This is a genomic window from Paenibacillus xylanexedens (assembly GCF_007680605.1).
GTDB classification, from domain to species: Bacteria; Bacillota; Bacilli; order Paenibacillales; family Paenibacillaceae; genus Paenibacillus; species Paenibacillus xylanexedens_B.
The window spans coordinates 158,457-184,220 of the sequence record NZ_VEIO01000009.1 but is presented as its reverse complement, the minus strand read 5'-3'; the positions used below and the strand labels follow the sequence as shown (position 1 = coordinate 184,220).

The following is a 25,764-nucleotide window of genomic DNA, read 5'->3' as shown; positions in this document are numbered from 1 at the left end:
GCCTGAGGGAAATCATTGGACGGAATAATAGCCTTAAACTTATTTTTAGTAGCTGTATTTATCGGTTTGACCGCGTTTTTCGTAGGAGCCGAATTTGCTATTCTGAAAGTGCGGATGTCCCGTATCGATCAATTGATCGCGGAAGGCAACAAAAAAGCTGTGGTCGCCAAAAAAGTGGCACATAATCTGGATTATTATCTGTCTGCCTGTCAACTGGGTATTACGATTACAGCACTCGTACTGGGTGCCTTGGGTGAACCGACCGTAGAGAAGATGTTACATCCGTTATTTCAGAGTTTGGAAGTGCCTGCTGCGTTGTCCACCGTGCTTTCTTACGGTATTGCGCTGGCAGTGATCACCTTCCTGCACGTCGTGATTGGTGAGCTTGCACCGAAGACACTTGCCATTCAATTTGCTGAAAAGATGACGTTGTTGCTTGCACCACCGCTCTACTGGTTCGGTAAGATTATGAATCCGTTCATTTATGCGCTGAATGGTGCAGCACGTTTATTACTTGGCATTTTCGGCATCAAACCTGCAGGACATGATACGGTTCACTCCGAAGAGGAACTAAAGCTGATTATGGCGCAAAGTTATGAGAGCGGTGAGATTAATCAAACCGAGCTGGACTATCTCAAAAACATCTTTGCCTTTGATGAGCGGTTGCTTCAGGAGATCATGATTCCCCGCAATAAAATCGTTACATTGAATAAAGAAATGCCGCTGGATCAAATTATCGAAGTGCTGAATCAGCATGAGTATACGAGATATCCTGTCATTGCAGGCGGGGATGCAAACCATTTTGTCGGGTTTATTAATACCAAACAGACGTTAACGAGTGTAGCTGCGGGCAGAACGTTCAGCATGAACACGTTCATGCACCCAATGCCGAGCTTCTCGGAGCGTTCACCGATCAAGGATGTGCTCGTTCAAATGCAACATAGCCGTGTGCATATCGCTTCTGTCAAAGACGAAGCAGGCGCAACGATCGGAATGGTGACGATGGAGGATATTCTCGAAGAGATTGTCGGGGATATCAAGGATGAATACGAGCATAAGGATCTGGTCAATCCACCGAAGAAATTGAAATTGGTGTAAGAAGACCAGAAGCAGGTTTTGTTTTGGTGGGATATACGTACCAGTACGCTGGTACCGTTAGGGTTATGGAAAAGGGAATGAGCGCAGCTTGATGTATTTAGTTTGAAATCGTTCATTTGTATTCTTATATAAAGACAGGTTCCCGTACTTCGGTGCGGAGACCTGTTTTTTTATGTGAAAAGCAGTTCAGAGCGATACGTTTTGACAAAAACAACGAGTGTAATTAAGGTTTACCACCGTAATATCTTAATTTTGAAATAAATACTTGCATATTGATCGCATATGGATTAATATGAATTTAAAGAATCTTAATTTAAAGATAAATAGCAAGGCTAAAGGAAGTAAATCCTCAGATGCAGTAAATAAAACAAATGTACAACAACCAAGATAATGATTATAAACCAAACCAAGGGAGTGGAGATTATGTTCAGAACTTCAGGCATTCATCATATTACGGCTTTTGTAGACGACGCACAGAAAAATGTTGATTTTTACGCAGGTGTACTGGGACTCAGACTGGTGAAAAAAACGATCAACTTTGATGCACCGGATGTGTATCACTTGTACTATGGTAATGAGCAAGGCGCTCCAGGTACGATCATTACCTTTTTCCCGCAGAAGAATGCAAGAAGAGGTGTGATTGGCTCAGGTCAGACCGGGGTTACCGTCTATGCCGTACCGATGGGTAGCTTGTCCTTCTGGAAAGAACGTCTTGCTTCCTTCGATATTCCATATGAAAATAAAACCAGATTCGGTGAACACTATATTCGTTTTTTCGATAAAGGGGGCTTACTCCTTGAACTGGTTGAGCGCGAAGGCGGTCAGCCAAGCCAGTGGGCATTTAACGGGGTAACACCGGAGCATGCCATCAAAGGCTTTGGCGGTGCGGTACTGTACAGTCACGTGCCTGAGAAAACGATGGATGTGCTTGTCAGCAAGCTTGGCCTGGAGCAGGTTGGCGAAGAGAATGGCCTGATCCGTCTGCGGGCGAGCGGTGATCTGGGACAGATCATCGATATTCAATCGACAGGTATCCAGCGCGGTATCGGTGGTGCAGGAACGGTACACCACATTGCATGGCGTGCCAAAGATTACACGGAGCATGAACAAATTCAACAGGACCTGGATCAAACGGGGTATCATCCAACTCCCGTGATTGACCGCCAGTACTTCAATGCGGTATATTTCCGGGAACCAGGCGGTATTTTGTTCGAGATTGCTACAGATCCTCCGGGCTTTGCACGGGATGAACCACAAGAGACGATGGGTGAGAAATTGATGCTGCCTGACTGGTACGAACCACAGCGTGAGCAGATTGAACAGTTGCTGCCACCAATTCAAGTACGGGAATGGAAAGGGGATTCTAAATCATGAGTACATCGACGATGAAACATATCTACAAAGCAGGTAAGCAGCCAGATGCACCGACATTACTGTTGCTCCACGGTACAGGCGGAACGGAGAATGATCTGATCGGACTGGCGGAGATGATTGCTCCGGGGGCAGCGATTCTTGGGGTACGGGGTAACGTGTCCGAGAATGGGATGCCACGTTTCTTCCGCCGCCTTGCAGAAGGTGTCTTTGATGAAGAGGATCTGATTGCACGGACAGCAGAGCTGGGAGCCTTTATCGATGCCGCTGCGGTGGAATATGGATTCGACCGTTCGAACGTGTATGCCCTGGGTTATTCCAATGGTGCCAACATTGCCGCAAGTTTGATGTTCCATCAGGCAGATGTATTCAAGGGAGCAATCCTTCACCATCCGATGGTGCCGCTTCGCGGACTGACGCTGCCTAATCTGAAAGGACTGCCCGTGTTTATCGGTGCTGGAGAGAATGATCCGATTGTGCCGAGACGTGAAACGGAGGAATTGGCTTCCCTGCTGAGCGGGGCAGGTGCCGATGTGCATATGCATTGGGAACGTCAGGGCCATCAACTGACACGTACCGAGGCGGAAGCTGCGGCAGCATGGTATAAGTCTCAGGCTTATTAAAGGTTGGGAATTTGGATGTATTGCATTACGAGATGTAGCATATATCGACATATAATAAGAAGTTCACAGGCAGCCTGATCGGTGAGATCGGGCTGTTTTTTCGCTTTTTGGAAAAGTGAAGCGTTCGCCTTTATCCAATGAACGCATCTGTTATGTAAACGTGATGAAACGGGTAAAGATTTGAAAAGGTAAGAGTTCACGCAGTATGCTTGGTATATAGCTTCTACACTATACGAATATCATGAACTGGAGGGGTTAATGTGGAACGTAACGTCAAAGATTTGGTACGGCAGATGACACTGGAAGAAAAAGCGGGAATGTGCTCAGGGCTCGACTTTTGGCATCTGAAAGGGGTGGAGCGTCTCGGCATTCCATCTATTATGGTAACGGATGGTCCCCACGGATTGCGCAAACAGGATACCAGTGCAGATCATCTGGGTTTAACTGCAAGTGTACCTGCAACCTGTTTTCCGTCTGCGGCAGGGCTGGCGAGTTCGTGGGATACCGAGCTTGCGCGCCAGGTGGGCATAGCTTTGGGTGAGGAATGTCAGGCCGAAGATGTGGCGGTACTGCTTGGGCCAGGTGTGAATATTAAACGTTCCCCATTGGGTGGACGAAACTTTGAATATTTTTCCGAAGATCCGTTGTTATCCACTCAGATGGCTGCCGCTCATATTCAGGGTGTGCAGAGCCAGGGCGTGGGTACGTCGCTCAAACACTTTGCAGTGAATAACCAGGAAGAGCGCCGTATGTCGATTGATGCGGTGGTAGACGAACGGACGCTACGCGAGATTTATCTGGCCAGCTTCGAAGGGGCGGTGAAGGACGCACAGCCATGGACGGTGATGTGTTCCTATAACAAAGTGAACGGCACGTATGCGGGTGAAAATGAGTGGCTGCTGACCGACATTCTGAAGGATGAGTGGGGCCATGAAGGTCTGGTTGTCTCGGACTGGGGCGCTGTGAATGAGCGGGCAGATGCGCTTGCGGCAGGACTGGAGCTGGAGATGCCGGCGAGCGGTGGTATTGGAGAACGTAAGGTGATCGATGCCGTAGAGAACGGTAAGCTGTCCATGGACAAGCTGGATCTTGCGGTGGAGCGTTTGCTGAACTTAATTTTCAAGGCGATGGATCATAAGAAAGAAGGGGCTTCCTACGATAAAACGGAACATCATCAGCTTGCACGCAAAGTCGCTTCCGAGAGTATGGTTTTGTTGAAAAATGAGGCCGGGCTGCTTCCGCTAAAACGCGAAGGCACTGTAGCTATCGTAGGTGCTTTTGCGCGTAAACCTCGCTTTCAAGGGGGTGGCAGCTCCCATATCAATCCGACCAAGGTAGACGATATTGTGGATGAGATGACTCAGGTCGCAGGCAATGGGGTGAGCATCTCGTATGCACCGGGTTATCGGATTGAAGCGGACGATGTGGATGACACCCTGATGCAGGAAGCCGTTCAAGCCGCGCAAGCAGCAGATACAGCTATCGTATGTGTGGGTTTGCCGGATCGATACGAATCCGAAGGGTATGACCGTGCCCATCTGCGTCTGCCGGACAACCACATTCGACTGATTGAAGAGGTTGCCAAGGTGCAGTCCCGTGTAGTGGTTGTGCTTAGCAACGGTTCTCCAGTGGAGATGCCTTGGCTTCCGCAGGTTCAAGCCGTGCTTGAAGCTTATCTTGGCGGACAGGCTGCAGGAGGCGCAGTCGCCGATCTGCTCTACGGTGAGGTGAACCCGTCCGGTAAACTGGCAGAGACCTTCCCGGCCAAGCTTAGCCACAATCCGTCCTATCTGAACTTCCCTGGTGAGGCAGATCGTGTGGATTATCGCGAGGGGATCTTCGTCGGTTACCGTTATTATGATAAAAAAGAACTGGAGCCGCTGTTCCCGTTTGGATACGGCTTGAGTTATACCACGTTTGAGTACGGCGATTTACAGGTAGATCGCACGGCGCTAACGGATCTGGACGAGGTGCAGGTACAAGTACGCGTCACCAATACGGGAGAGCGTGCAGGGAAAGAGATCGTACAGCTGTACGTTAGTGACGTCGAGAGTACGGTGATTCGTCCGGATCGGGAGCTGAAAGGTTTTGCGAAGGTGGCACTGGAGGCTGGCGAGTCCAAAATAGTTCGTTTCACGCTGAATAAGCGTTCGTTTGCGTATTACAACGTGGATATGAAAGACTGGCATGTTGAGACTGGCGAGTTCGAGATTCAGGTGGGCAGTTCTTCGCGTGATATTCGTATGCAGACTCGGGTAAGCGTAGAGTCTACTGCCACGTTTATTCCAACGTATACACGTAATAGTACCCTTGGCGATATTCAGCGCGACCCCGAGAATAAAAAGCTGATTGAGCAGGCTTTGCAGCAATTTCAGGAAGCGAGCGGTTTTGGCGGCGGTGACGATTCCGGTGATAATGACCATGCGGACATGATGAACGCGATGATGAAATATATGCCGCTGCGTGCCCTTGTGGCCTTTAGCGGTGGTGCGATGACCGAGGAAGCGATGAATCAGTTGCTGGATCAGATGAATAACAAGGATCACGGCATTCGCGGATAGAGAGTTTTATCCCGATGCTGCAAGGCTGAAAGGAGGACCCGATCCGATGATGGATCGGGTGTTCTTTTTTTACAGGGAAAAAGGTATAATTAGTAATTGATAATCATTTTCATTTAGAAGTGTGATGAGAGACGGGATACTGTGGACCAGTGGGGAGGGAAGGTGAAGCAATGAGTAATGATGCTCGATTACATACGTTGGGTTCAAGTGCATATATTCAGACCCGGGATGGCCGCAAGTTGCATTACATGTCGAAGGGCGCTGGAGAGGTGACGGTCGTTTTTGAGTCGGGGATGGGTGTATCCAGATCTACATGGGGGCTAGTTGTACCGACGATTGCGAAACATGCACGTACCGTTGTATACGACAGGGCAGGAGCGGGACGAAGTGATGTTGATTCTTCTCCACGCACGCTCGCCCGGATTGCGGAAGACCTGAATGAACTGATAGCGGCGATGGGGCCGGGGCCGATTATTCTGGTGGGGCATAGCTGGGGAGGGCCAATTGTACGTGTAGCGGCGGCTAGCAACCTGTCGCGTCTGCAGGGTATCATTCTTGTTGACCCGTCGGATGAGCATTGTGAGTTATATTTTTCCCGTATGGCGAAGGTGGGTTTCGCGGTTAATGGCACACTTATTCCAGTTCTGGCTCGTGTGGGCCTGTATCGTTTCCTTGGCATCAAAGACTTTCTTAATCAGCCTGACGATGTTGTAGCAGATCACCGCCGTGAGGACTTTACGGTACAAGCTGCTCGGACGATGGCTGCGGAGGGAAAAAAATTTTTGCAAGATTTAAAGGGACTACAGGAGCAACCTCCCCAGCTGGGAGATTCGGAAGTTAGCATTATTTCAGGTACCTTGCCAGGCAAGGGAGAACGTAAAATCAGACCTGCCATCGTTGAAGCTCACCGTCAGACGGTAAGCAAGCTAGCCAATGCGAGATGGATTGAAGCAGCTCGTTCCGGTCATATGGTGATGTTTACAGATCCTGAAGTGATCATCGATGAGATCATGCGAATGATACGCGGTACGGAGTAAGAGTGAGAAAGCCTTACAATGAGAAATGAGAAGTATTTGAGTACAGTCGCCATAGTGAGTAGAAGATTGTTCCTTCCGTTACCCGGCGCAAGGACAGAGCAAAAGTGATACAATAAAAAGAAAAAGCAATGGATGACATTGCTAGACCATATAAGCGGAGTGTGGAGACAGATGAAACCAGAGAATCAAGAAACAGCAGGAACGGGAGCCGGAAACGAAGGTTCTAGAAATGTCCATGTAGGCATGGAAGATATCGTGCGCGCGCACCATGTGCTGCGTGAAGTGATTGTCAGAACGCCGCTACAGCGGGATGCTGTACTTTCGGCTAAATATAACTGTAATGTGTATCTGAAACGGGAAGACCTTCAGGTGGTGCGTTCGTTCAAAATTCGCGGGGCCTACAATATGATACGCAGTCTGACCCCTGCCGAAATGGAGAAAGGCATCGTCTGCGCCAGTGCCGGCAACCACGCACAGGGAGTGGCTTTTAGCTGTAATGCACTGGGCATTCACGGCAAAATCTTTATGCCAAGCACAACACCGAACCAGAAAGTGAAGCAGGTACGACGTTTTGGCGGCGATAATGTAGAAGTTGTCCTGATCGGTGATACGTATGACGATGCGTATGCGGAAGCGATGCGGGCATGTGACGAGCAGGGCATGACCTTTATCCATCCGTTTGATTCACCTAAGATTATTGCAGGGAACGGTACAGTTGCGATGGAGATCATGGAAAGCCTTGATGAGAATGCAGACTATGTATTTGTCACCATTGGCGGCGGCGGATTAGCGGCTGGGGTAGGAACCTACATGAAAACGGTTAGTCCTGAAACACAAATCATCGGCGTTGAGCCGCTTGGAGCAGCTTCCATGAGTGAAGCAATGTTCCGCAAACAAGTGGTTACGCTGGATGATATCGATAAATTTGTGGATGGGGCAGCGGTGAAACGGGTCGGTGATTTGACTTATGATATCTGTAGCAACATCCTGAATGACATCGTGAAGGTGCCAGAAGGCAAAGCCTGCACAACCATTCTGGAATTATATAACGAAAATGCTATCGTGGTGGAGCCTGCGGGCTCGCTGGCTGTAGCTGCGCTGGAGCAATATCGGGAACAGATCGCAGGCAAGACGGTAGTTTGTGTGATCAGCGGCGGTAACAATGATATTGACCGGATGCAGGAGATCAAAGAGCGTTCTCTGATCTATGAAGGTCTGAAATATTATTTCATGGTGAATTTCCCGCAACGTGCGGGGGCGCTGCGTGAGTTTCTGGAGGAAGTGCTCGGCCCGAATGACGATATCGCCAGATTTGAATATACGAAAAAACATGACAAGGAAAATGGCCCTGCCTTGGTCGGCATCGAGCTCATGTACAAGGAAGACTACCAGCCACTCATCGAACGGATGAACCGCAAAGGTATCGCCTACACCGAGCTGAACAAAAACTTGAATCTGTTCAACATGTTGATCTGAGAGAGAGGTGTCTTTTACAAGTGAAACCTACTATAGGGTCGGAGCAACAGAAGCCAGTGCCTCAGATCCGACCTGCTCGGAAGGAAGATGTGGATCAGATCATTCCGCTGCTGGTGCAGGCAATCGGGGATATCGCTTATGCACTTGCGGGCGAGGCGGACAACGAGCGGGCAATGGACATCTTACGTGAGTTTGTTACACAGGAAAATAACCGGATCAGTTATCAAAATATCACTGTGATGGAGCAGGACGGCCAGATTGCTGGCATGTTGGTAGCGTATGCCGGTGATGATGTGGAGCGTCTGGATCAACCGCTTCTGGATCGTCCCGGACGTGATGGGGATGAGAAATATGCTCTGGTAAAAGAAACCCGTCCAGGAGAGTATTATCTCGATACTCTTTCGGTAAGTGAGCCATTTCAGGGGCAGGGCATCGGCCGTGCACTGATGGCTGCTTTTGAGCAGCATGGAAGAGAACTCGGGCACACACAGGTTGCCCTGATCGTGGAGCAAGACAATAATCGCGCGATGCAACTTTATGAACGGCAAGGCTATGTTCAAGATGAAGTGATTCTCATCGGTGGACATGAGTATTACCATATGATTAAACGAATTGAATCCTAGTGGTGACTCGAGGGGAAGGTGCGTGGTTATTCACGGACGTCTCGGAAACAATGAAAAAGACGAAGCAATGCCTGACGGGCAGTTGTCTTCGTCTTTTTGGTTTTATGTAGTGAACCACCTTGCTATGAAGTAGCGTATCTCCCACAGGCAGCTCAACGTCTTCCATGCTACCCTCCCTCATGTATAAAAAGAATGTATATGTAGCACTTAATCAATCAACACAATAGAGCATGGCGAAGTGTTAAAGGAGCAGCGAGTCACCACATCATCAAGCTTTACAACGAGCCGCAACCCGGCTAACGATCTCAGATGACGCTATTCGTCTGATTTTAGCCCATTTAAAATTCTAACGATCAGGAGAAACGTTATTTCCCGAAGTCAGCAGAAAAATCATTGTTTTTTGCTCACTATAGATGAAATAACGTCTCTGGTGATCGTTACATTGCTGCATACCTCTAAACTGGCCGAATAAGGTCCGAGGTGACCGTTAGAATTTTTTTATCCGTGCAACCTTCTACGCGACGAGCACAAGGAACGGTGTATGAAAAACGCTGCCTATTCCAAGCTTACCATTGCATGCACACGTTTGTTTAACCGGACTCCCTTGCTCACCCTCCAACGTATCCAGGCAAGCAGCTGATTGTCAAAGTTAGATGGATCTAAAACTTTTATATACCGTACTCCGGCAGATATTCATCCCTAGATACGTTCTGTTCCAGCCATTTGTCGACAGCCTCTGTTCTTTCAAACTTGGATTCAGCGACGACATCCATGAAGGCACCCAGTTTTTTCAAAAAAGCACTGTCCTCGGAAGTATTCCGCTGTAAGACAGCTTTGTACCCTTTTTGAGCATTTGGCACCATTACGTTGGTGTCGTAATCGAACAGCGGGGTATTATCGAGCCCGTAAAAGGTGTACAAGGTGTATTGATTCATCAACATCTGTACCTGGTTTTTCCGGTTAGACTTAGGAAAATCATTCAGGAACCGCTCCTGATTCAGCGCGCGGTTCAGCATATCCTGATATCCGATCATGAGGCCCCCATCTTCAGAGGAGATATTGCTCGTTTCGATTGCCATGATGCGGATGTACTGTTTGATATCTTGATTTACATAAGAAGTGTATTTTTCAAATGCGGCATAATTCATGATTGGATAGAGATAACCCTCGATCATCGTAAGACGATAACCACTGTCTCTGGCCTGTTGCAACAGTGAACGGAGACTCGTGTCTTTGGTGCGTGACATCAGCTGCGTAAAGCTGTCATTCCACTTGTATAATTTCTGCATCTGATCCTGAACATTGGGCACAAGCATGCGATCCGTTATGGCTGTTAGCGCTTTGAAGCGGGCGTTTTCCAACTGCAGCACCATCAGGGTTGCATGATAAGGAGTCACTTGGCTGATTTTAGACTCCAGGTAACGGTCAGCCGCGGGCAGGCCATTTTTTTTGTAGAGCATGTTCTGAAAGGATTTGTAGATTGCGGTCGAATTGCTTGATGTTACTTTGGTATTCGCAGAAGGTGCAGCGGAAGCAATGACTGCCACTGGTGAAACCGCTGTTTGTAACAATAGAGTAATAGCCGTGGCGGTAAGTAGCGTACGCATACCTTTCTTTTTATAAAAATACAAAGATGATGTCATAGATATAAACCTCCTGTAATTTTGGAATGAACAGATAAGGATGAAAAGTAGACTTGACTCACTATTACACACAGATTAAAGCAATTGGCACAAGAAGTGGTTTCGGAATGGTGACAAAATCTTCTGTTAATTTTAACCTTTGTAGGTAGATGCAAGGCCAATGTTTCTGCGAAAATAATTTTTGGGGAACCGGAAACCTTTTCACGATTCGGAACGTCTTAGTTGTGCATAGGTAAATACAGGAATTACTGAAATGAACAGCTAACTATAAGAGTGTACCAATAATAGGAGAATGGGGATAGGTTTATGAGGAAAGCGGGAGGAAATCAAGTCAAGAAAGTGATGTCAGCACTGGCTGTATCAGCCATGCTTATGTCTGCACTGCCAACATCGGTAATGGATGCAGCTGCAAGAATCAGCATTTATATTAACGGTACAGAGGTACCAGCGGTTCAAGCCCCTGTGATGAAGGCTGGACGTGTACTCGTTCCACTCCGGTCGATCTTTGAAGGAATTGACGCGGAAGTGCAGTTCAACAATAGAACGAAAACCATTACAGCAACCCGTGGGGATCAAGAAGTGAGATTAACACTCGGTTCCAAGGCTGCATATATCAATGGTCAACTTAATGCATTGGATGTCCCTGCAAGTACGATCAAGGGCAGTACTATGGTGCCTATTCGTTTTGTGAGCGAAGCTTTCGGGGAAAAAGTTTACTGGAACTCACGCAGCCAACGTGTTGATATTAAAACAACATCATCTACACCGGAAACGCCGGTTGACGATACACAGTTTTCTGCTTGGAATATTTATGGATCAGTGTCTGGCAGTAACGGAGATGGCCGTGACCTGACGGTAAGCTTCACACGTGCAAAGTCAGAGAGAACCGTGTCCGCTTACAGGGTGATGCTGGTCAAAAGTGGGGATATCAACAGCTTTAAAGAATCCGTTGCTGCAGCCGTATCTCCGGCAAACTACACTTCAATCACACCAAACGGTACCAATCCGAAGCTGACACTTAACGCTCAGACACGCGACGTTAACGGTGATTTGCTAAATAGCAATGAAACCTACCGACTGTATGTACTGACCGTAGGTAACAGCAACAATAACAACCAAAACTATCTAGGCTGGTCTTCACAGGTTCTGAAGCTGAACCAGGTGAAACCTTCTGTTCAAGCTGTGACGGGTCTGCGTATTGCCGATGTTAGCGATAATGGTGACGGAAGGGATCTGGAGATCAACTTCACGCAGCCAAGCACCAATTCGAATATTACGGGTTACCGTGCATTTGTTGTGAAGGCGAAGGACGCCTCCTCATTTAACCAGGCTGCTGCGAGCAAGGTATCCAGCGCGAATTCCACGATCATCAATAAAGGGAATTCCAGCACAGTCAGAAGCATACTGAGCTCTTCATCGAGGGATACGTCGGGCGAGTTGATCAAAAACGGAACCGCGTACGTTGTGTATATTATGTCTGTAAGTGCGAATACAGCTACAGACAGCAATCTGTCTGCGGCTTCGTCCTCCCTGACGTTGTCCTTGAATACAACTCCGGCTCCGGTCATTACACAAGTGAGAGACATTTCGGATTATGGAGATGGACGCGATATTCAGGTAAGCTTTAACCGTGTATCGGATGAATCAAAGGTAACGAACTACCGTGTGTTTGTTGTACGCAACTCGGTAGCCAGCAGCTTTAACTTGCCTACAGCAAGTAATCTGTCTTCCAGCTTATATTACACCGTGAATAAAACAGGTAATAACCTCACAGTTACATTGCCGTCGAATATGCGGGATACCAGCGGTTATAACGTCACCAACCTGCAGGATTATCGTATCTTTGTCATGGCAGCAGGCAATCAGCAGAACAACTATACCCATGCGTTGTCAGGTTCTTCAAATGTATTGAGACTGACCTCCAATAGCAATGCAGGTGTGGCAACGAATCTGTCTGTTACAGATATTGCGGATAACGGAAATGGAGCTGACCTGCGCGTGTCGTTTAGCAGAGCAAGCGATGAGTCCAATGTTTCTCACTATCGGGTATTCGTTGTGCCTGCCAATAACGTAGGAAGTTTCAACCTGAATGCTGCGAATGCGTCGAACAATTATACACAAGTGAATAAAACAGGTGGTAATCTGACCGTAACACTTTCGAGTAACTCGGTTGATACCAATGGCTATAGAATTACGAACTACAATGCTTATCGTGTATTTGTTCTGTCCGTAAATAGTAACGGAAACTGGAGCCAGAACGCGCTCTCTTCATCTTCGGCTCAGATCACTTTGACACCAAATACAGCGGTTACTGCACCGACTAGTGTGAGTGCAACTGATGTGGCGGATAACGGGAACGGCAGTGATCTGCGTGTGACGTTTAATCGCTCCACGGATGAAACCAATGTGAGTCATTATCGCGTGTTTATTGTGAAAAATTCCGTCGCAGGAAGCTTCAATCTGAGTTCTGCTATGAGTAACAACACAGTGTATACGTATAGAAGCAAAACAGGAAGCAACCAGAATTTCACATTGCCAAGTGATACTAAAGCAACGGATGGCACAAGTATCGTAAATGATGTGGACTATCGTGTGTTTGTTGTAGCTGTGAATAACAACTCATCTCAGTCCAGTGCAATTTCATCGGCATCACCAATCGTGAAATTAACTAGCACCTCTGCTGCTGTAGCAGCAGTGACAAAAGTGACTGTAACGGTTAAAGATCAAGGACAACAATCTGGTAATCCTTCTGACGTAACCATAACATTTGCTAAAGCAGCTCCTGAAACAGGAATTGCAACATATCGTATCTTCATAGTGCCAGCAAATCAAGTAAGAGGATTTACCTTGAATTCGGCGCTTGGTCTTGATTCTAAATCATATACTGACCAACCAAAAGCAAATGCTGGCTCATCAATTGTTTTGAATTCTGGATACAAGGATATTAACTCAGATAGTCTTGTAGCGGGGCAAAATTACCAAGTGTTTGTAATGTCTGTATCTGACAGCACATCTCGTGCATCAAGCTTGTCACCTGCATCCAATGAGTTTAGCATCAATGCTATAGCTACTCCAGTTCAAGCGGCAAGCTTAACGGGCTTGCAAAAGACGAGTACAATAGACAAAGCGAGTTATAAACTCACATTTGCCAAACCGTCGCCTGAAACGGGCATTTCGGAGTATCGATTAATTATTGTTAAGGGATCAGATGTTCTAAATGATGATTCAGCAAGTTCTATAACAAGTTATCAAAAAATTGTGGTAAGTGGCCCCTCAACAAATGATATTGAATTGACGACTGATTCTACAGATTCAACAGGATCCAACCTTGTGGAAGGGACGGACTACAAGATATATATTCTGTCGGTTGCTTCTAATTCAACAGCCAACAAAAATGCAATATCAAATTCATCGGATACTTTTAAGCTCGAGAAGCTTCCGGCTGTGCAACAAACTCAAGATCAAACGAATAACAATAATACGACTTCTGGGGACACAACTGGAACTAATAGCGAACAGTCATCCTCACAAACACAAGGTTAATTTTACAAAATGTAATAACTCCAACTCCCTTTCCACTCCGGAAAGGGAGTTTTTCTATGCATCCATTAAGGCTGTCAGTATCAGTTACCCTCTGCATGACTAATGTCCTTATTTTTCCATATTTAGATATACTCAAATAGGTTCCTAAGGCCATTGCTGTTCTTGGATCAAACCATGGATAATAGGAATCATAGAGCGTGACGAGCTCATGAGCCGAAAGGAAGGATGCAATGCTACCATTTCGTTTGACGGGGCAACCGGATGCCCGGATGCCGCTATATTTGTACGGTGTAGGTACACAGGGAGAGAAAGGGCTACATCGACCTGAAGGATTTCCGGTGTATCAGTTATTTTTGGCACGAGAAGGTGGAGGGAAGTTTAACATTTTTGGTAAGGAATCGATTGCTATAGGGCCAGGGCAAATGTTTGTTTTGGAGCCGGGCATTGCTCATGAGTATATCCCACATACGAGAACGGCTGGAGAACTGGGGTTTATTGGGATCGGCGGTGAATCAGCCGACTCCGTACTTCGGGCAACAGGCATCGTTTCCGGAGGACCTTGCACAATAGCTGGATTTGATCTGATCTGGTCGCAGATGACAAACTTGTGGAGGGCGTTGGATCAGGGCGGAATGTCGATGTGGGAGATGTCCGCTTCGATCTACCAGCTTATTTTGGAGATGGCTCAGGCTAGGGCTCCAGTTGATTATGTTTCACATGTACATGGGAATTCGGACGCTGGGCTGGAAGGACTAAATCGGGCAATAGCTTTAATGCAGGCTCATTATCAGGACGATCTGTTATTGAAACATATAGCAGAGGCGGTAGGTTACTCTGTGCAACATTTGAATCGCTTATTTCATCAGCATTATGGCGTGACTGGACATCAGTATATGCAGCGCTGGCGTTTACAAAAGGGACTGGAGTGGCTTAATGAACATCCTGAGGCTAGCGTGAAGGAAGCTGCGGAGAACGTGGGCATGGAAGTGAATTATTTTATTCGTATGTTCAAGCGTGAATTCGGGGAAACGCCAGGCAAAGGCATGAAACTGCGCAATTCAGCTCAGACTGGAGCAGAACCTCCATCTTCACAACAACTAGGGCGTGTCTGAAAACGCTGAAGAAAGCAGATTTTGCCGAATTTTCGTTCCAAGCAAGGAAGTTTCCCGCAGGCGAATCCGCAAAAAAAGAGACCTGACGGTCTCTTCATTGAAACTTCTTCTAACGTAACGGAGTATCCGTGTGTCCACCATTAAACACATTCAATAGTGTATCTTTGGGTTATACCTGCTTTTTTGGGCCAAAGAGAGGCCGGATTAAAGCAAGACCGACAATACCAATGAGGGCGCTAACCCATGGAGCCATGTAGAACGTAGGGAGTTTATCCCGAAGTGGATAACCGACAAAGAGAACAAGCACAACGATCACGATATAAATGATAATGCCTCGAACGTTAACTTTGGGCATGACATGTTTGTCTGTCCCCTGGTCGTCCGGACGTTCTGCTAATCGGCGCAGCATCTCTACGAGCGCAATTCCGCCTACAGCGCTAATGATGAGAGAGAACAGGCTGATATGTTCGAAAGCCTCCGTATCGCCGTCCGTTAAGCCGAAGAATAACCCTGCACATCCCTGAATGAACAGGACAACAGATATGGCCGCCCAGGCAATCATAACATACCATTTGGGTGTCCGTTTCACTGGTTCTGGTGTATCCGATTGATCGTCAGATTGAGGGACACTTCCGCTACGGTTTTCCTTGTTTGAATTTTTCCCTGTGCTTGCCCCTGATTGCGCATATGTATCTGCTGAGCCTACTCCGAGTTGGGCATAAATATCTTCTTCCAGATCAGAGCCGTACAATTCGCGTGCAGATTTGTTATCTTTCTGTGCTTGTACGATGGCTTTTCCCGCAGCGAGAATCCATTCTTCCTGTGTTTTCTCGTCTGCTGGCGCTTGCCTTGCGATGGTGCTGATCTGGTTATACAATTGTACGTTGTCTGGTGTCATACGGCTCATCTCTGTGATTTGCCGATTTTGTATTTCTTTCAGCTTTTTATAGGAAATCCCCAATGCTTGCTCCCCCTATCTCACACGTTCTGATCTTCCATTCCATGAAGACCCTGACGATATTTTAGTATACGGGAAGGGCTCTCGTTTCGCAAAGTCATTCCTTATAAAACAACTGCTTGTGATTTACCCATAGCCCGATACAGGCTAACACCACACAGGTGCATAAGAGCACCAGTTTTCCATGATGCTGAATCCATCCGAGTAGATGTGCCATGAGTTCATTCCTTTCGGTAACAGGCTTCCGGGACAGGCGTGCCTGTGATTTTGGTTTTATTTTCCCCTGTGGAGTTGTGAATATACATAGCCTGGTTGGAAGAAGCAACGATTCTGTGAACCATGAATAAAGAGTTGACCAATCCATCACAATAGTAGCATTTCCAAACTGAAATGATGGATAGGAGTGTGGTTAGCATGGATAAACAATCGGATCTGACAAGAAAGATGTTACTCAACAGTAATTCCCGCGGTGTCGTGGATGAAGTGGTGCGGATGGAAGATACCGCGGAGGACACAGAGTTCGGAGAAGAGTTGAATGATGATAACTGGCAGGGAAGAAGCTTCTGGGACAATGAGGGAGCAGGTCAGCAACATGAGTGGAACGGACGTATTGAGACTCATGCGATGTTTCGCAGGAGCTATGAGTAGGATCGTGCAGCTATAACGCAAGGATACAGGAATGGATCAGGAATTTTCGGAGCCCTGCTGAATATAGCAAGGCTCTTTTTTACGAGATAATGCGTACGAAAAGATAACAGCAGTGCATGAAATAAGGGGTTCATTTCTCGCGTTGACTTGCGGGTGAGGGAATGATAATATACTAATATCTTCTTAATACTTACTAAACTTATCGGATTAAACATAATTGATTAAAATACGTTGAATATATAACAAGGTCACCATGAAAGGGGAAATCCGTATGGAACGTCAGATCAGTATTCGTCACGGGGAAGAGGAGTTAACTGCGACCATTCACTATCCGGTTGTAAAAGATATCAAAGAGGAGACACGTCAGCAACGAGTGCCTTTGGCAGTCATCTGTCACGGCTTTGTGGGAAGCCGAATTGGAGTGGATCGATTGTTTGTGAAGACAGCTCGCGAACTCGCGGAAGACGGATATCTGGTGCTACGTTTCGATTACATCGGTTGCGGAGAGAGCAGTGGGGAGTACGGAGCAGAAGGATTAGAGTCGATGATACTGCAGACCCGTTCAGTGCTGGATTATGCTGTGAACTGCAGTGATGTCGACCCTACACGTGTGACTCTGATCGGACATAGCTTGGGCGGAGCTGTTGCGCTGCTGACTGCTGTACGTGATAAACGGGTTAAAAATCTCGTCATGTGGTCGGCTGTCGGTTATCCGTTCAACGATATCGTGAAGATTACGGGCAGGGACGTGTATGACGAGGGTGTGAGAACAAGTGCTGCGGATTATCTTGGCTATAAATTTACGCCTAAATTCTTTGACTCTTTGGCAGAGCATCAACCATTCCAGGAAGCTGTGAAATTCGGCGGAGATGTGCTGGTTGTGCACGGTACTTCGGATGAAGTCATCCCTGTGGACTATGCGTTCTTGTATCAAAAAGTCTTCTGGATGCGCCAGGAAGGGCGCTGCGACAAGGAAATCATTTTCCAGGGCAACCATACCTTTTCATCTGGTAAGGAGCGCGAACAACTGATCACACGTACGAGAGAATGGCTGGGGGAGCGTCAGAAGATTGAAGAGAACTGGCAACACTGGATGATCTAGGCGATAAGCCTTACGTCATCAATTAAAAGTCACGGGTATTAACTTGGAAAAGCGCTTGCTTCGGGGTAAAATAGAGAGGTAAGCATCCTATCCGTGTCTGGAGGTTGGCAGCGATGACATTACCTGCACTATTCATTGCGCATGGTTCTCCTACGCTGGCGTTGGAGAGCAGTGATTACACTCAATTTTTGAACGAGCTTGGAGACAGGCTGCCGGCTCCAAAGGCCATCGTTGTATTCACCGCACACTGGGATTGTCCCGAGCCTTCGGTGACGATGGATGAGTCCCATCAGACCTTGCATGATTTTTACGGATACCCTTCAGCGTTGTATAACATACAATACCCTGCAGTCGGGCAGACCGATGTTGCGAGCGAGATCTGTGCGTTATTTTCCCGTAGTAACTTGCCACATCGACCTGTTCGTGGGCGTGGACTGGATCATGGCGTATGGGTGCCACTGTTGCATATGTACCCTGAAGCGAGCGTTCCAGTGATTGCCGTATCGGTGGATTCGCTACGTTCTCCGCAAGAACAGTATGATATCGGGCGTATGCTGGAGCAACTCAGACATGATAACGTGCTGATCATCGGCAGTGGTGGAACGGTGCATAATTTAAGAATGCTGGCACAGGATGAGGAGCCACAAGACTGGGCTGTAGAGTTTGACGATTGGCTCGGAGAGCGTCTGCAGGTATGGAATACCAGAGAATTGTTTCTGTATGAAAAAAAAGCCCCTCATGCGCGGACGGCCGTTCCGTCTTATGGCATGGAACATCTTGCGCCATTGTTCTACGCAATGGGCACAGCAGATATGTCTCGCACAGCGAAGCGATTATTTCAGTCGTATGCCTGCGGCACGTTAAGTTTGAATTGCTGGCAGTTTGGCGACGGCATATAACTTGGAGCAGATGAGAACAGAAACATCAATCAATTCAGATGGCGAAATGAAGAATACAGTCGTATGATTATAAATAAGCAAAAAGGTTCCTGCGGCCAGTTGATTGACTGCGTGGAACCTTTTTTTGTGGTTTGGGTGTTCAGCGGTTATTATTTGCGAAGTTCGAATAACTCACATTCGGAACGTGAGTGATAGGCCAGTTCACTGACACTGGATTGCACAACAACGGTTTTCTCGTCAAAACGAATAATGATACCTCCAGAGTCAATCTGGTGGTTATCTTTGAATACCCGGATTTTATGTTTTAAGGTCATAGCTTCCTGAAAATCGGCGTCGGTTTCGAGACGGCGCTGCGTCGGCATAGGGATACTCCTTTGTACTGTTAGACTTTATAACCATCATAATATGGGATTCTACTGTTGGGCAAGTGCAACACAAAGCCCTGCTCCAAGGGGGGAAGCAGGGCTGGGTTTCTTATATTTTTAATGATTAAGCTGTTTTCTTAGTTGGTGTAATGGTTGGCGTGTCCGTCGGCTGAATGCTTCTGTTCTTTTTGAACAATCCGCGAAGGTAAGGCAGTACCCAATGATCCAGACCGATTTTACCTGCATTTGCACCAGCTACGACGATGAAGATTTCCATCACTACCAGTTGAGCGTTTGTGCTTACTGTACCCGAGAAGAGGAACGCGAAGTTCATGACCATCGCCATCAGAGCTGCCAGCGTTGTGAAGCATCCAAGGATGAGTCCGAGACCTACCAGGAATTCACCGAGCGGGATAACGAAGTCGAACAATCCGGCATTCGGAATGGCAAACTTTTCAAGGAACGTTGCCCACCAAGCTTGAACCGCTGGATGATCGCCTGTTGCTTTTTCAAGTGCTCCTGCGAGGAATCCGCCAGCTTGGAATCCGCCAGTCAATTTGCTCCAGCCGTGAGTCATCCAGTCATAACCGATATACACCCGAAGTACTGTCAAAATCCACATTGCCACTTTGTTTTCTCTAAGCCATTGGTTGAAGCTGAACATATAAACCACTCCTTTTATGAAATCTAATGTGTGTGTGTTATTTTTGTTTTTCTAAGTGATCACCTTTGATGTCTTTATTGTATAGCCGTAAAGGTGTTTTGTTTGTGATAATAATCACAATCTAGTTCAAATTTTAAGTAAGGTTTGAGAAGTTCACATTTAGGACATATTTATTTGCTCATTCCATGATTCAAAGACAGTTTTTGAGATGGGACAAGGCTTAGAAGACGCAGACAAAACGGAAACGTTGTGATTAAATGGAAAGAAATACGTGAGATGGTTGCCTGCATGAGAGGAATATCACATGACGAGCAGAAGAAAGTCAGCCAAATCGTTCAGGAGGTCCTATATTGAAGTTTTTTTCTTGGAACAAAGCTATATCAGCAGCATCGATCTGTCTTCTTACCGTTAGTCTTGTTGCTTGCCAGAATAAAGAGGTCGCCCAAATTCCCCAGCCTGAGCCCACACCTGCGCCCGTTCAAGAAGAGAAGCCTGTGGAGGAGCCTGCGCGTTCTACCTTCATAGCACCGTTCACGGGACTAGCCGTGGAGAAAGCGTCTACGCAGCGGCCACTCGCGGTCATGATCAACAATGCACCTGCCGCCCGTCCTCAATCTGGTTTAAGTGCGGCAGACATTATCATTGAGGTGCTTGCCGAAGGTGGGATTACGCGTTTCATTGCTATATTCCAGAGTGAAGGTGGAGCAGAAGCCGTCGGCCCAATACGTAGCATTCGTCCATACCTGATTGAGCTTGGCGAAAGTTATGACGGGGTGCTTATTCATGCCGGAGGCAGTCCGGAGGCCTATTCGATTTTGCAAAAACAGCAGAAACAACATATGGATGAAATTTCGAATGGCGGGCCGTACTTCTGGCGTTCCAAAGACCGCAAAGCGCCTCACAATCTATATACATCCGTGGACAAGCTTAGAGAAGGTACGGAAAAGAAAGGGTACAGTCATGAATTTAGATCTCCTGTGTACAAGTATGACGAGGCCGGAGCGACCTCCACTGGAGAGAGCGTGAAGCAGTTTGAACTCCATTATTTATTGAATAGTTACAAAGTTGCGTATGATTATGATGGAGTTAGCGGACGATATATGAGAATGGTGAACGGGAAGCCGGATCAGGATAAAGATAATGGTAGTCAGTTAGGTGCGGCCAATATCATTGTTGCTGGGGCAGACCATAAGGTGCTTGACGATGTAGGCAGGTTATCCGTGAACGTGGATCATGGCGGTGAGGCGATGCTGTTTCAGAAGGGCAAGATGATTCGCGGACAATGGGTGAGAAAAGAGGGGGATATTATTCGTTTCGTCAAAGATGGGCGTGAAATGAATCTGGTGCCCGGGAAAACCTTCATTAACATTGTGCCTAACCATCCGCAGTTTGCAGATCATGTGAAGATCGCTGGACAATAATAGACTATATACAAATGTGGAACCACGTAATGAATTTTTTCAGCCTGATAATGAAAGAAAGCGATAAAAAAGGTTAAGATCGGTGACGATGTGTTGTCGTATCATAGCGCTTTTTATGAAAATTGTTTTGGATAACCCGTCGACTTTTGTGGAGTTTTGTAAACGCAGTGTAAAATATGAGTCTGATTTTGCCATAATTCCAAATAATTAAGATTCATTTCAGGTTAATATGAGAAGAATATAAAAAAGGATCGCAGCTTATGTACAAACCATGAAACAAATATGATAAGATATCAAAGGTTGTCATTTCATGTTTCATCGGTTATCGGCGCAATTTCTCGAAGAGGGGATAGAGCTATGAAGATTAAGAAGAAGAAGGACATATTTTTTGAAACACTGGAGAATATGGCAGATACGGTTGTTCAAGCGGCAGATTATTTCTCCCAGCATGTTTCCAACCTTCAGGATGTAACTCTTTTTGCTAATGAAATGAAAAAGTACGAGTCGCAATGTGATGACTACGTGCACACGATCATTACAGAACTCAACAAAACATTTATCACGCCGATCGAACGCGATGATATTATGGAACTGACAACAACTCTTGATGACGTATTGGACGGCATTGAAGCCACGGCTTCCCGTTTCTATATGTACAATTTGGTGGACCCGGACGAATATATCGTTCAATTTGCAGAGATTTTGCGTCAATCGGCTTACGAAATTCAGAAGGCGATTCATTTGCTGTCCCAGAAAAAATTGCTTGCGATTCGTGAATATACGATTCGTCTGAACGATTTGGAAAACCAGGGCGACGAAGTATTGCGTAACTGTATCAAGAATCTCTTCGCTACGGTGTCCGATCCGATTGAATTGATCAAGCGCAAAGAGATCTACGAACGCCTTGAAACAACAACGGATGATTGCGAACATGTTGCGAACGTTCTTGAATCCATCATCATGCGTAATTCTTAAGGAGCCAGAGAATAATGGAAACAACGATTTGGATATTAGGTATAGTCGTCTTCCTTGCACTGGCGTTTGACTTCATCAACGGTTTCCATGATACGGCTAATGCCATTGCAACATCGGTATCCACACGTGCACTGACGCCGCGCCGAGCTATTATTTTAGCGGCCGTGATGAACTTTGTTGGTGCGATGATGTTTACGGGTGTTGCGAAGACGATTGGGGGGAGCGTGACGGACCCCACCAAGCTCGATAACGGGATCGAGGTTGTCATCGTCACCTTGATTGCCGCGATCATCTGGAATTTGGTTACCTGGTGGTTTGGAATTCCTTCATCTTCTTCACATGCGTTGATCGGAGCGCTCGCGGGTGCAGTGCTCGTTGGAGCGGGTTCTGACAAAGTGAAATGGACTGGATTCATTGATATCGTCGGAGGTTTGCTATTATCACCTTTGATTGCTTTTGCCATCGGTTATATTGTCATGATGATTCTTAAATATGTGTTTGCCAAACGCAGTCCGCACAATGTGAATAAAGGCTTCCGAACGGTACAGATCTTCACGGCTGCCCTGCAGGCATTCACTCATGGTACCAACGATGCGCAGAAAGCGATGGGGATTATTACATTTGCACTCGTCGCAGCCAAGGTACAGGATCATCTTGAAGTACCACTGTGGGTTAAAATCTCAGCAGCAACAGCTATGGCCCTGGGGACATCGGTGGGTGGTTGGAAAATCATCAAAACGATGGGGACTAAAATTTTCAAAATCGAACCAATTAACGGCTTTGCTGCCGATTTATCCGCTGCATCCGTTATTTTCTCAGCAACATTGTTGCACCTTCCGGTAAGTACGACACACGCAATCACATCCGCGATTCTGGGTGTAGGTTCAGCGAAAAGGTTCTCAGCTGTAAAATGGGGACTGGCTGGACGTATCATCATTACGTGGTTCATTACGATTCCAATTACCGGAGCACTTGCAGGTCTGTTGTACTGGATTATTTTCTAAATAGTTGTCAACAGAAGGACCGGGTATCCATCTTCGGATACAGTAAGTGAAGAACGAACCTGTTCATAACGATGTGAATATCGGGATATGTGGATAAATATACAATGAGTTGAAGAAACGCCTGTGCACGAAGATGTGGACAGGCTGGATATGTGGATAGCCATCCGTGGAATGATAAACCAAAAGAAACCTTCCTGTGGATACAGGGAACTGTGGATAGGGGAAATGAGAGAAGCCAACAGGGTTGGCTTTTTTTGTTTTTCAGAGTGTACAATGAAATCAGAAATTCCATAAGAGACAAGGACGTGGTCTAATCCATGATTCGTACACTTGCGATAACACGGGATCATCAAGTCACGGTGAACATGCCGCTTGAACAACTCGATCTAAACGATTATGCCTGGGTATGGGCAGATTTCAACCAGCCTACCGAAGAAGAAAGTCGGTTGCTCGATACATATTTTCATTTTCACCCACTCGCAATCGAAGATTGTCTGCACGTATTGCAACGTCCCAAGCTGGATTATTATGAGAATCTGCAGTTTCTTGTGTTACATGCGCTGAATCCAGCCACGCTTGAGGCAGAAGAGGTAGATCTGTTTCTGGGACAGAACTTTCTGGTGTCATTCCATCATGGAAGATTGGAAGAAGTGGACGAAGCCTGGGACAGGCTGCTGAAACACGCGCATGAGCGTACCATCTGGGCAAGAGGGCCGGTGGCGGCAGCATATACAGTGATGGACAAACTGGTAGATCATTATTTTCCATCGCTGTTTGCCATCGAGGATGAACTGGCTGAACTGGAGAATCGGGGCGGTCAGGAGTCCGTAGAGGAATTGATGAATCAGGTATTTGACCTGCGCAGTCGACTCCTGAAGCTTAGACGCACCATTGTCCCTATGCGGGATCTTCTCTACCGGGTCATTAACTCGCAGCATGTACAGCGAACAGGGGAACATACGGCATATTTCACTGACATTTATGACCACCTGCTCAAACTGACGGATATGATTGAAGCCGATCGGGAGATGACGGCAGACCTACGTGATAGCTATATCTCACTGAATTCGAATCGGATGAACCAGATTATGAAGACACTGACGGTCATTACGACGGTATTTATGCCACTCACCCTAATTGCAGGTATCTACGGCATGAACTTTGCCCATATGCCGGAGCTTCAGTGGAGGTATGGGTATGGTGCTGTGCTATTACTGATGTTTGTCCTTGGAGGTTGTATGGTAGCTTGGTTTGTGAAGCGCGGCTGGTTTAAATAAACAGGATAACATGATAAATAAAGAGAAAAAGGCCGTCAGGCGAACCTTGCGGACAACGAAATCCGATGCTCCCAAGGTTGTTTGTTGCCTGACGGCTGTTATCTGTCTATGCTTCTATCCACATGTGCATAAGTGATTCACTCATAGAGACTTGTGCATAACTAAAGTGAAATTTCTCCGTTTCAAGATTAATCTACGTTAAGCACAAAAGAAACGGATTCCGTATTTTGCCCGTTCACAACGATCGTGAGCGTATGTAGCCCTGCGTAATATTTACGTGTCGTAATGAGTTTGAATGATTGTTTGGTATTGACGGTACTGCGACCGTTCGCATACATTTTGTCCGAGCACTTAAAGCGTTTGGGTGCCTGTTTGCCGTTAGCCTTCATATAACCAATCTCATATTCAAGCCTCAGCATCTGCGGTTCGCCGCTCGTATTAACCACATCGAATGAAAAATGAAGATCCTCACCCGTGGCAATTTGATCCCGATCAAGCTTCAGGTTTTCAATATGAACAGCCTCCTGCTTGTGATAGCCGAACAGGCTGAGTGCAACAGGGTGCCCCTTTTTCAGCAGTGAACGACTTGCGTGGCGGATAATCCAGTCGGTATGCGCGTTCTGACCGTACCAGGCTTGAGCTAAGTCGAGAACGAGATCAGGATGGTCCTTGGAAATATCGTTCAGATGATTCGCTACACTTTTTCGTACATAGAGGGATTCATCCTGCCTGAGTGCATGCAGAATCGGAAGCGTAGGCGTCGGATCAACGATCAAATCCCCAAGCTTGGCTCCCCATGGCAAACGAGGGCGACTGCCTTCGCTGGCAAGCCTGCGAATATGCTCGTCATTGCTTTCTGTCCATTCCATCAACTGTTTCAACGTCTTAAGCGGGTAAAGCTGGATGAACGGGCGCACCGCAAATTCAGAACTTGAATAAGGTGTGAATACCGCAAGATATTTCATCGATAACTCGTAGTTTTCGGGGGCAAGTCCATTCACTTCAATGAAATCAGGCACAAAAAGGTACTCAACCCCGCGCAATTGTGGAGCGGCCTGTTCAAGGATATGTAAGGCTTGTTCGTAATCGGCGGGCAGAACATGGGTCAAAGATTCCGTAATTCGGCGTATCCTTGCCTTGAACTCCAGCGCCTCCCAGCCTTCAGCGAAAACCAGTTCGCGAAATTGCTGTGTTTGTAACTCTGGATAGAATTGATGCAACTGATCGGCAGTTCGATCAATGAGAGCGGGTGTATATTTATCTTTGAACAGTTCCATGGTCTGCCTCCTTGTATGTATTCTCTAGTATACCTCATTTTCCAGTATAAGAACATAAGTTCTTGATGTTAGTTGCTCAAAAGGGTT

21 protein-coding genes are annotated in these 25,764 nt (G+C 46.7%); 16 read left to right on the top strand and 5 right to left on the bottom strand.

Translation table 11 applies throughout. The features are described from left to right. Positions 1-15: 15 nt before the first annotated feature. From FS818_RS25195 to FS818_RS25165, 7 genes are all read left to right on the top strand, one after another. Positions 16-1,098: a hemolysin family protein gene (locus tag FS818_RS25195; protein WP_145335814.1), complete on the top strand. Its 1,083-nt coding sequence runs from the start codon at positions 16-18 to the stop codon at positions 1,096-1,098. A gap of 420 nt (positions 1,099-1,518) precedes the next feature. Then, positions 1,519-2,472, top strand: coding sequence for a ring-cleaving dioxygenase (locus tag FS818_RS25190; protein ID WP_145335886.1), 954 nt, complete (start codon positions 1,519-1,521; stop codon positions 2,470-2,472). Between the two features lie 11 nt (positions 2,473-2,483). After that, positions 2,484-3,092 carry an alpha/beta hydrolase gene (locus FS818_RS25185; RefSeq protein WP_145335885.1) on the top strand — a complete coding sequence of 203 codons (609 nt, stop codon included), beginning with the start codon at positions 2,484-2,486 and terminating at the stop codon, positions 3,090-3,092. 260 nt (positions 3,093-3,352) lie between these two features. Further along, positions 3,353-5,653 (top strand): beta-glucosidase family protein, encoded by a 2,301-nt coding sequence (locus FS818_RS25180; RefSeq protein WP_145335812.1) that lies wholly within the window; start codon positions 3,353-3,355, stop codon positions 5,651-5,653. Between the two features lie 170 nt (positions 5,654-5,823). Beyond that, positions 5,824-6,690: an alpha/beta fold hydrolase gene (locus FS818_RS25175; RefSeq protein ID WP_145335810.1), complete on the top strand. Its 867-nt coding sequence runs from the start codon at positions 5,824-5,826 to the stop codon at positions 6,688-6,690. Between the two features lie 243 nt (positions 6,691-6,933). Beyond that, complete coding sequence (gene ilvA, locus FS818_RS25170) at positions 6,934-8,166, top strand: threonine ammonia-lyase IlvA (RefSeq protein WP_090923415.1); 1,233 nt, start codon at positions 6,934-6,936, stop codon at positions 8,164-8,166. 20 nt (positions 8,167-8,186) lie between these two features. Continuing rightward, positions 8,187-8,789 (top strand): GNAT family N-acetyltransferase, encoded by a 603-nt coding sequence (locus tag FS818_RS25165; protein ID WP_260989968.1) that lies wholly within the window; start codon positions 8,187-8,189, stop codon positions 8,787-8,789. Between the two features lie 668 nt (positions 8,790-9,457). On the opposite strand, the gene FS818_RS25160 is transcribed toward FS818_RS25165, so the two are convergent. Then, positions 9,458-10,432, bottom strand: a complete 975-nt coding sequence (locus FS818_RS25160) for a hypothetical protein (RefSeq protein WP_145335808.1) — start codon at positions 10,430-10,432, stop codon at positions 9,458-9,460. A 306-nt stretch (positions 10,433-10,738) separates the two neighbouring features. On the opposite strand from FS818_RS25160, the gene FS818_RS25155 reads away from it, so the two are divergent. Continuing rightward, positions 10,739-13,975, top strand: a complete 3,237-nt coding sequence (locus FS818_RS25155; protein ID WP_145335805.1) for a copper amine oxidase N-terminal domain-containing protein — start codon at positions 10,739-10,741, stop codon at positions 13,973-13,975. A 230-nt stretch (positions 13,976-14,205) separates the two neighbouring features. After that, positions 14,206-15,087 carry a helix-turn-helix transcriptional regulator gene (locus FS818_RS25150; RefSeq protein WP_145335803.1) on the top strand — a complete coding sequence of 294 codons (882 nt, stop codon included), beginning with the start codon at positions 14,206-14,208 and terminating at the stop codon, positions 15,085-15,087. A gap of 169 nt (positions 15,088-15,256) precedes the next feature. Here the strand turns inward: FS818_RS25150 and FS818_RS25145 are convergent, their stop codons facing one another. Further along, positions 15,257-16,048 (bottom strand): hypothetical protein, encoded by a 792-nt coding sequence (locus FS818_RS25145; RefSeq protein WP_145335801.1) that lies wholly within the window; start codon positions 16,046-16,048, stop codon positions 15,257-15,259. Positions 16,049-16,459: 411 nt separating this feature from the next. Here FS818_RS25145 and FS818_RS25140 point away from each other — a divergent pair, with 411 nt between their 5' ends. The 3 genes from FS818_RS25140 (at position 16,460) to FS818_RS25130 (ending at position 18,694) form a co-directional block, all read left to right on the top strand. Next, entirely contained in the window at positions 16,460-16,693 is a 234-nt protein-coding gene (locus FS818_RS25140) for a hypothetical protein (RefSeq protein ID WP_145335799.1), read from the top strand. A gap of 271 nt (positions 16,694-16,964) precedes the next feature. After that, the gene (locus FS818_RS25135) at positions 16,965-17,795 is read left to right on the top strand and encodes an alpha/beta hydrolase (protein ID WP_145335797.1); all 831 of its coding nucleotides are present in this window, start codon (positions 16,965-16,967) and stop codon (positions 17,793-17,795) included. 113 nt (positions 17,796-17,908) lie between these two features. Continuing rightward, positions 17,909-18,694, top strand: a complete 786-nt coding sequence (locus FS818_RS25130) for a DODA-type extradiol aromatic ring-opening family dioxygenase (protein WP_145335795.1) — start codon at positions 17,909-17,911, stop codon at positions 18,692-18,694. 149 nt (positions 18,695-18,843) lie between these two features. On the opposite strand, the gene FS818_RS25125 is transcribed toward FS818_RS25130, so the two are convergent. Both FS818_RS25125 and FS818_RS25120 read right to left on the bottom strand, forming a co-directional pair. Further along, positions 18,844-19,056, bottom strand: a complete 213-nt coding sequence (locus FS818_RS25125) for a hypothetical protein (RefSeq protein ID WP_145335793.1) — start codon at positions 19,054-19,056, stop codon at positions 18,844-18,846. Between the two features lie 127 nt (positions 19,057-19,183). After that, complete coding sequence (locus FS818_RS25120; protein WP_145335791.1) at positions 19,184-19,723, bottom strand: DoxX family protein; 540 nt, start codon at positions 19,721-19,723, stop codon at positions 19,184-19,186. Positions 19,724-20,073: 350 nt separating this feature from the next. Here FS818_RS25120 and FS818_RS25115 point away from each other — a divergent pair, with 350 nt between their 5' ends. From FS818_RS25115 to corA, 4 genes are all read left to right on the top strand, one after another. Next, positions 20,074-21,144, top strand: coding sequence for a DUF3048 domain-containing protein (locus tag FS818_RS25115; RefSeq protein WP_145335789.1), 1,071 nt, complete (start codon positions 20,074-20,076; stop codon positions 21,142-21,144). Between the two features lie 357 nt (positions 21,145-21,501). Next, on the top strand, positions 21,502-22,119 hold the full coding sequence (locus FS818_RS25110; protein ID WP_090923319.1) for a DUF47 domain-containing protein: 618 nt from the start codon (positions 21,502-21,504) through the stop codon (positions 22,117-22,119). 14 nt (positions 22,120-22,133) lie between these two features. After that, the gene (locus FS818_RS25105) at positions 22,134-23,123 is read left to right on the top strand and encodes an inorganic phosphate transporter (RefSeq protein ID WP_145335787.1); all 990 of its coding nucleotides are present in this window, start codon (positions 22,134-22,136) and stop codon (positions 23,121-23,123) included. Positions 23,124-23,440: 317 nt separating this feature from the next. Beyond that, complete coding sequence (corA, locus tag FS818_RS25100; protein WP_145335785.1) at positions 23,441-24,400, top strand: magnesium/cobalt transporter CorA; 960 nt, start codon at positions 23,441-23,443, stop codon at positions 24,398-24,400. Between the two features lie 188 nt (positions 24,401-24,588). Here corA and FS818_RS25095 read toward each other — a convergent pair whose 3' ends face one another. Continuing rightward, the gene (locus FS818_RS25095; RefSeq protein ID WP_145335783.1) at positions 24,589-25,677 is read right to left on the bottom strand and encodes a DNA alkylation repair protein; all 1,089 of its coding nucleotides are present in this window, start codon (positions 25,675-25,677) and stop codon (positions 24,589-24,591) included. Between the last annotated feature and the right edge of the window lie 87 nt (positions 25,678-25,764).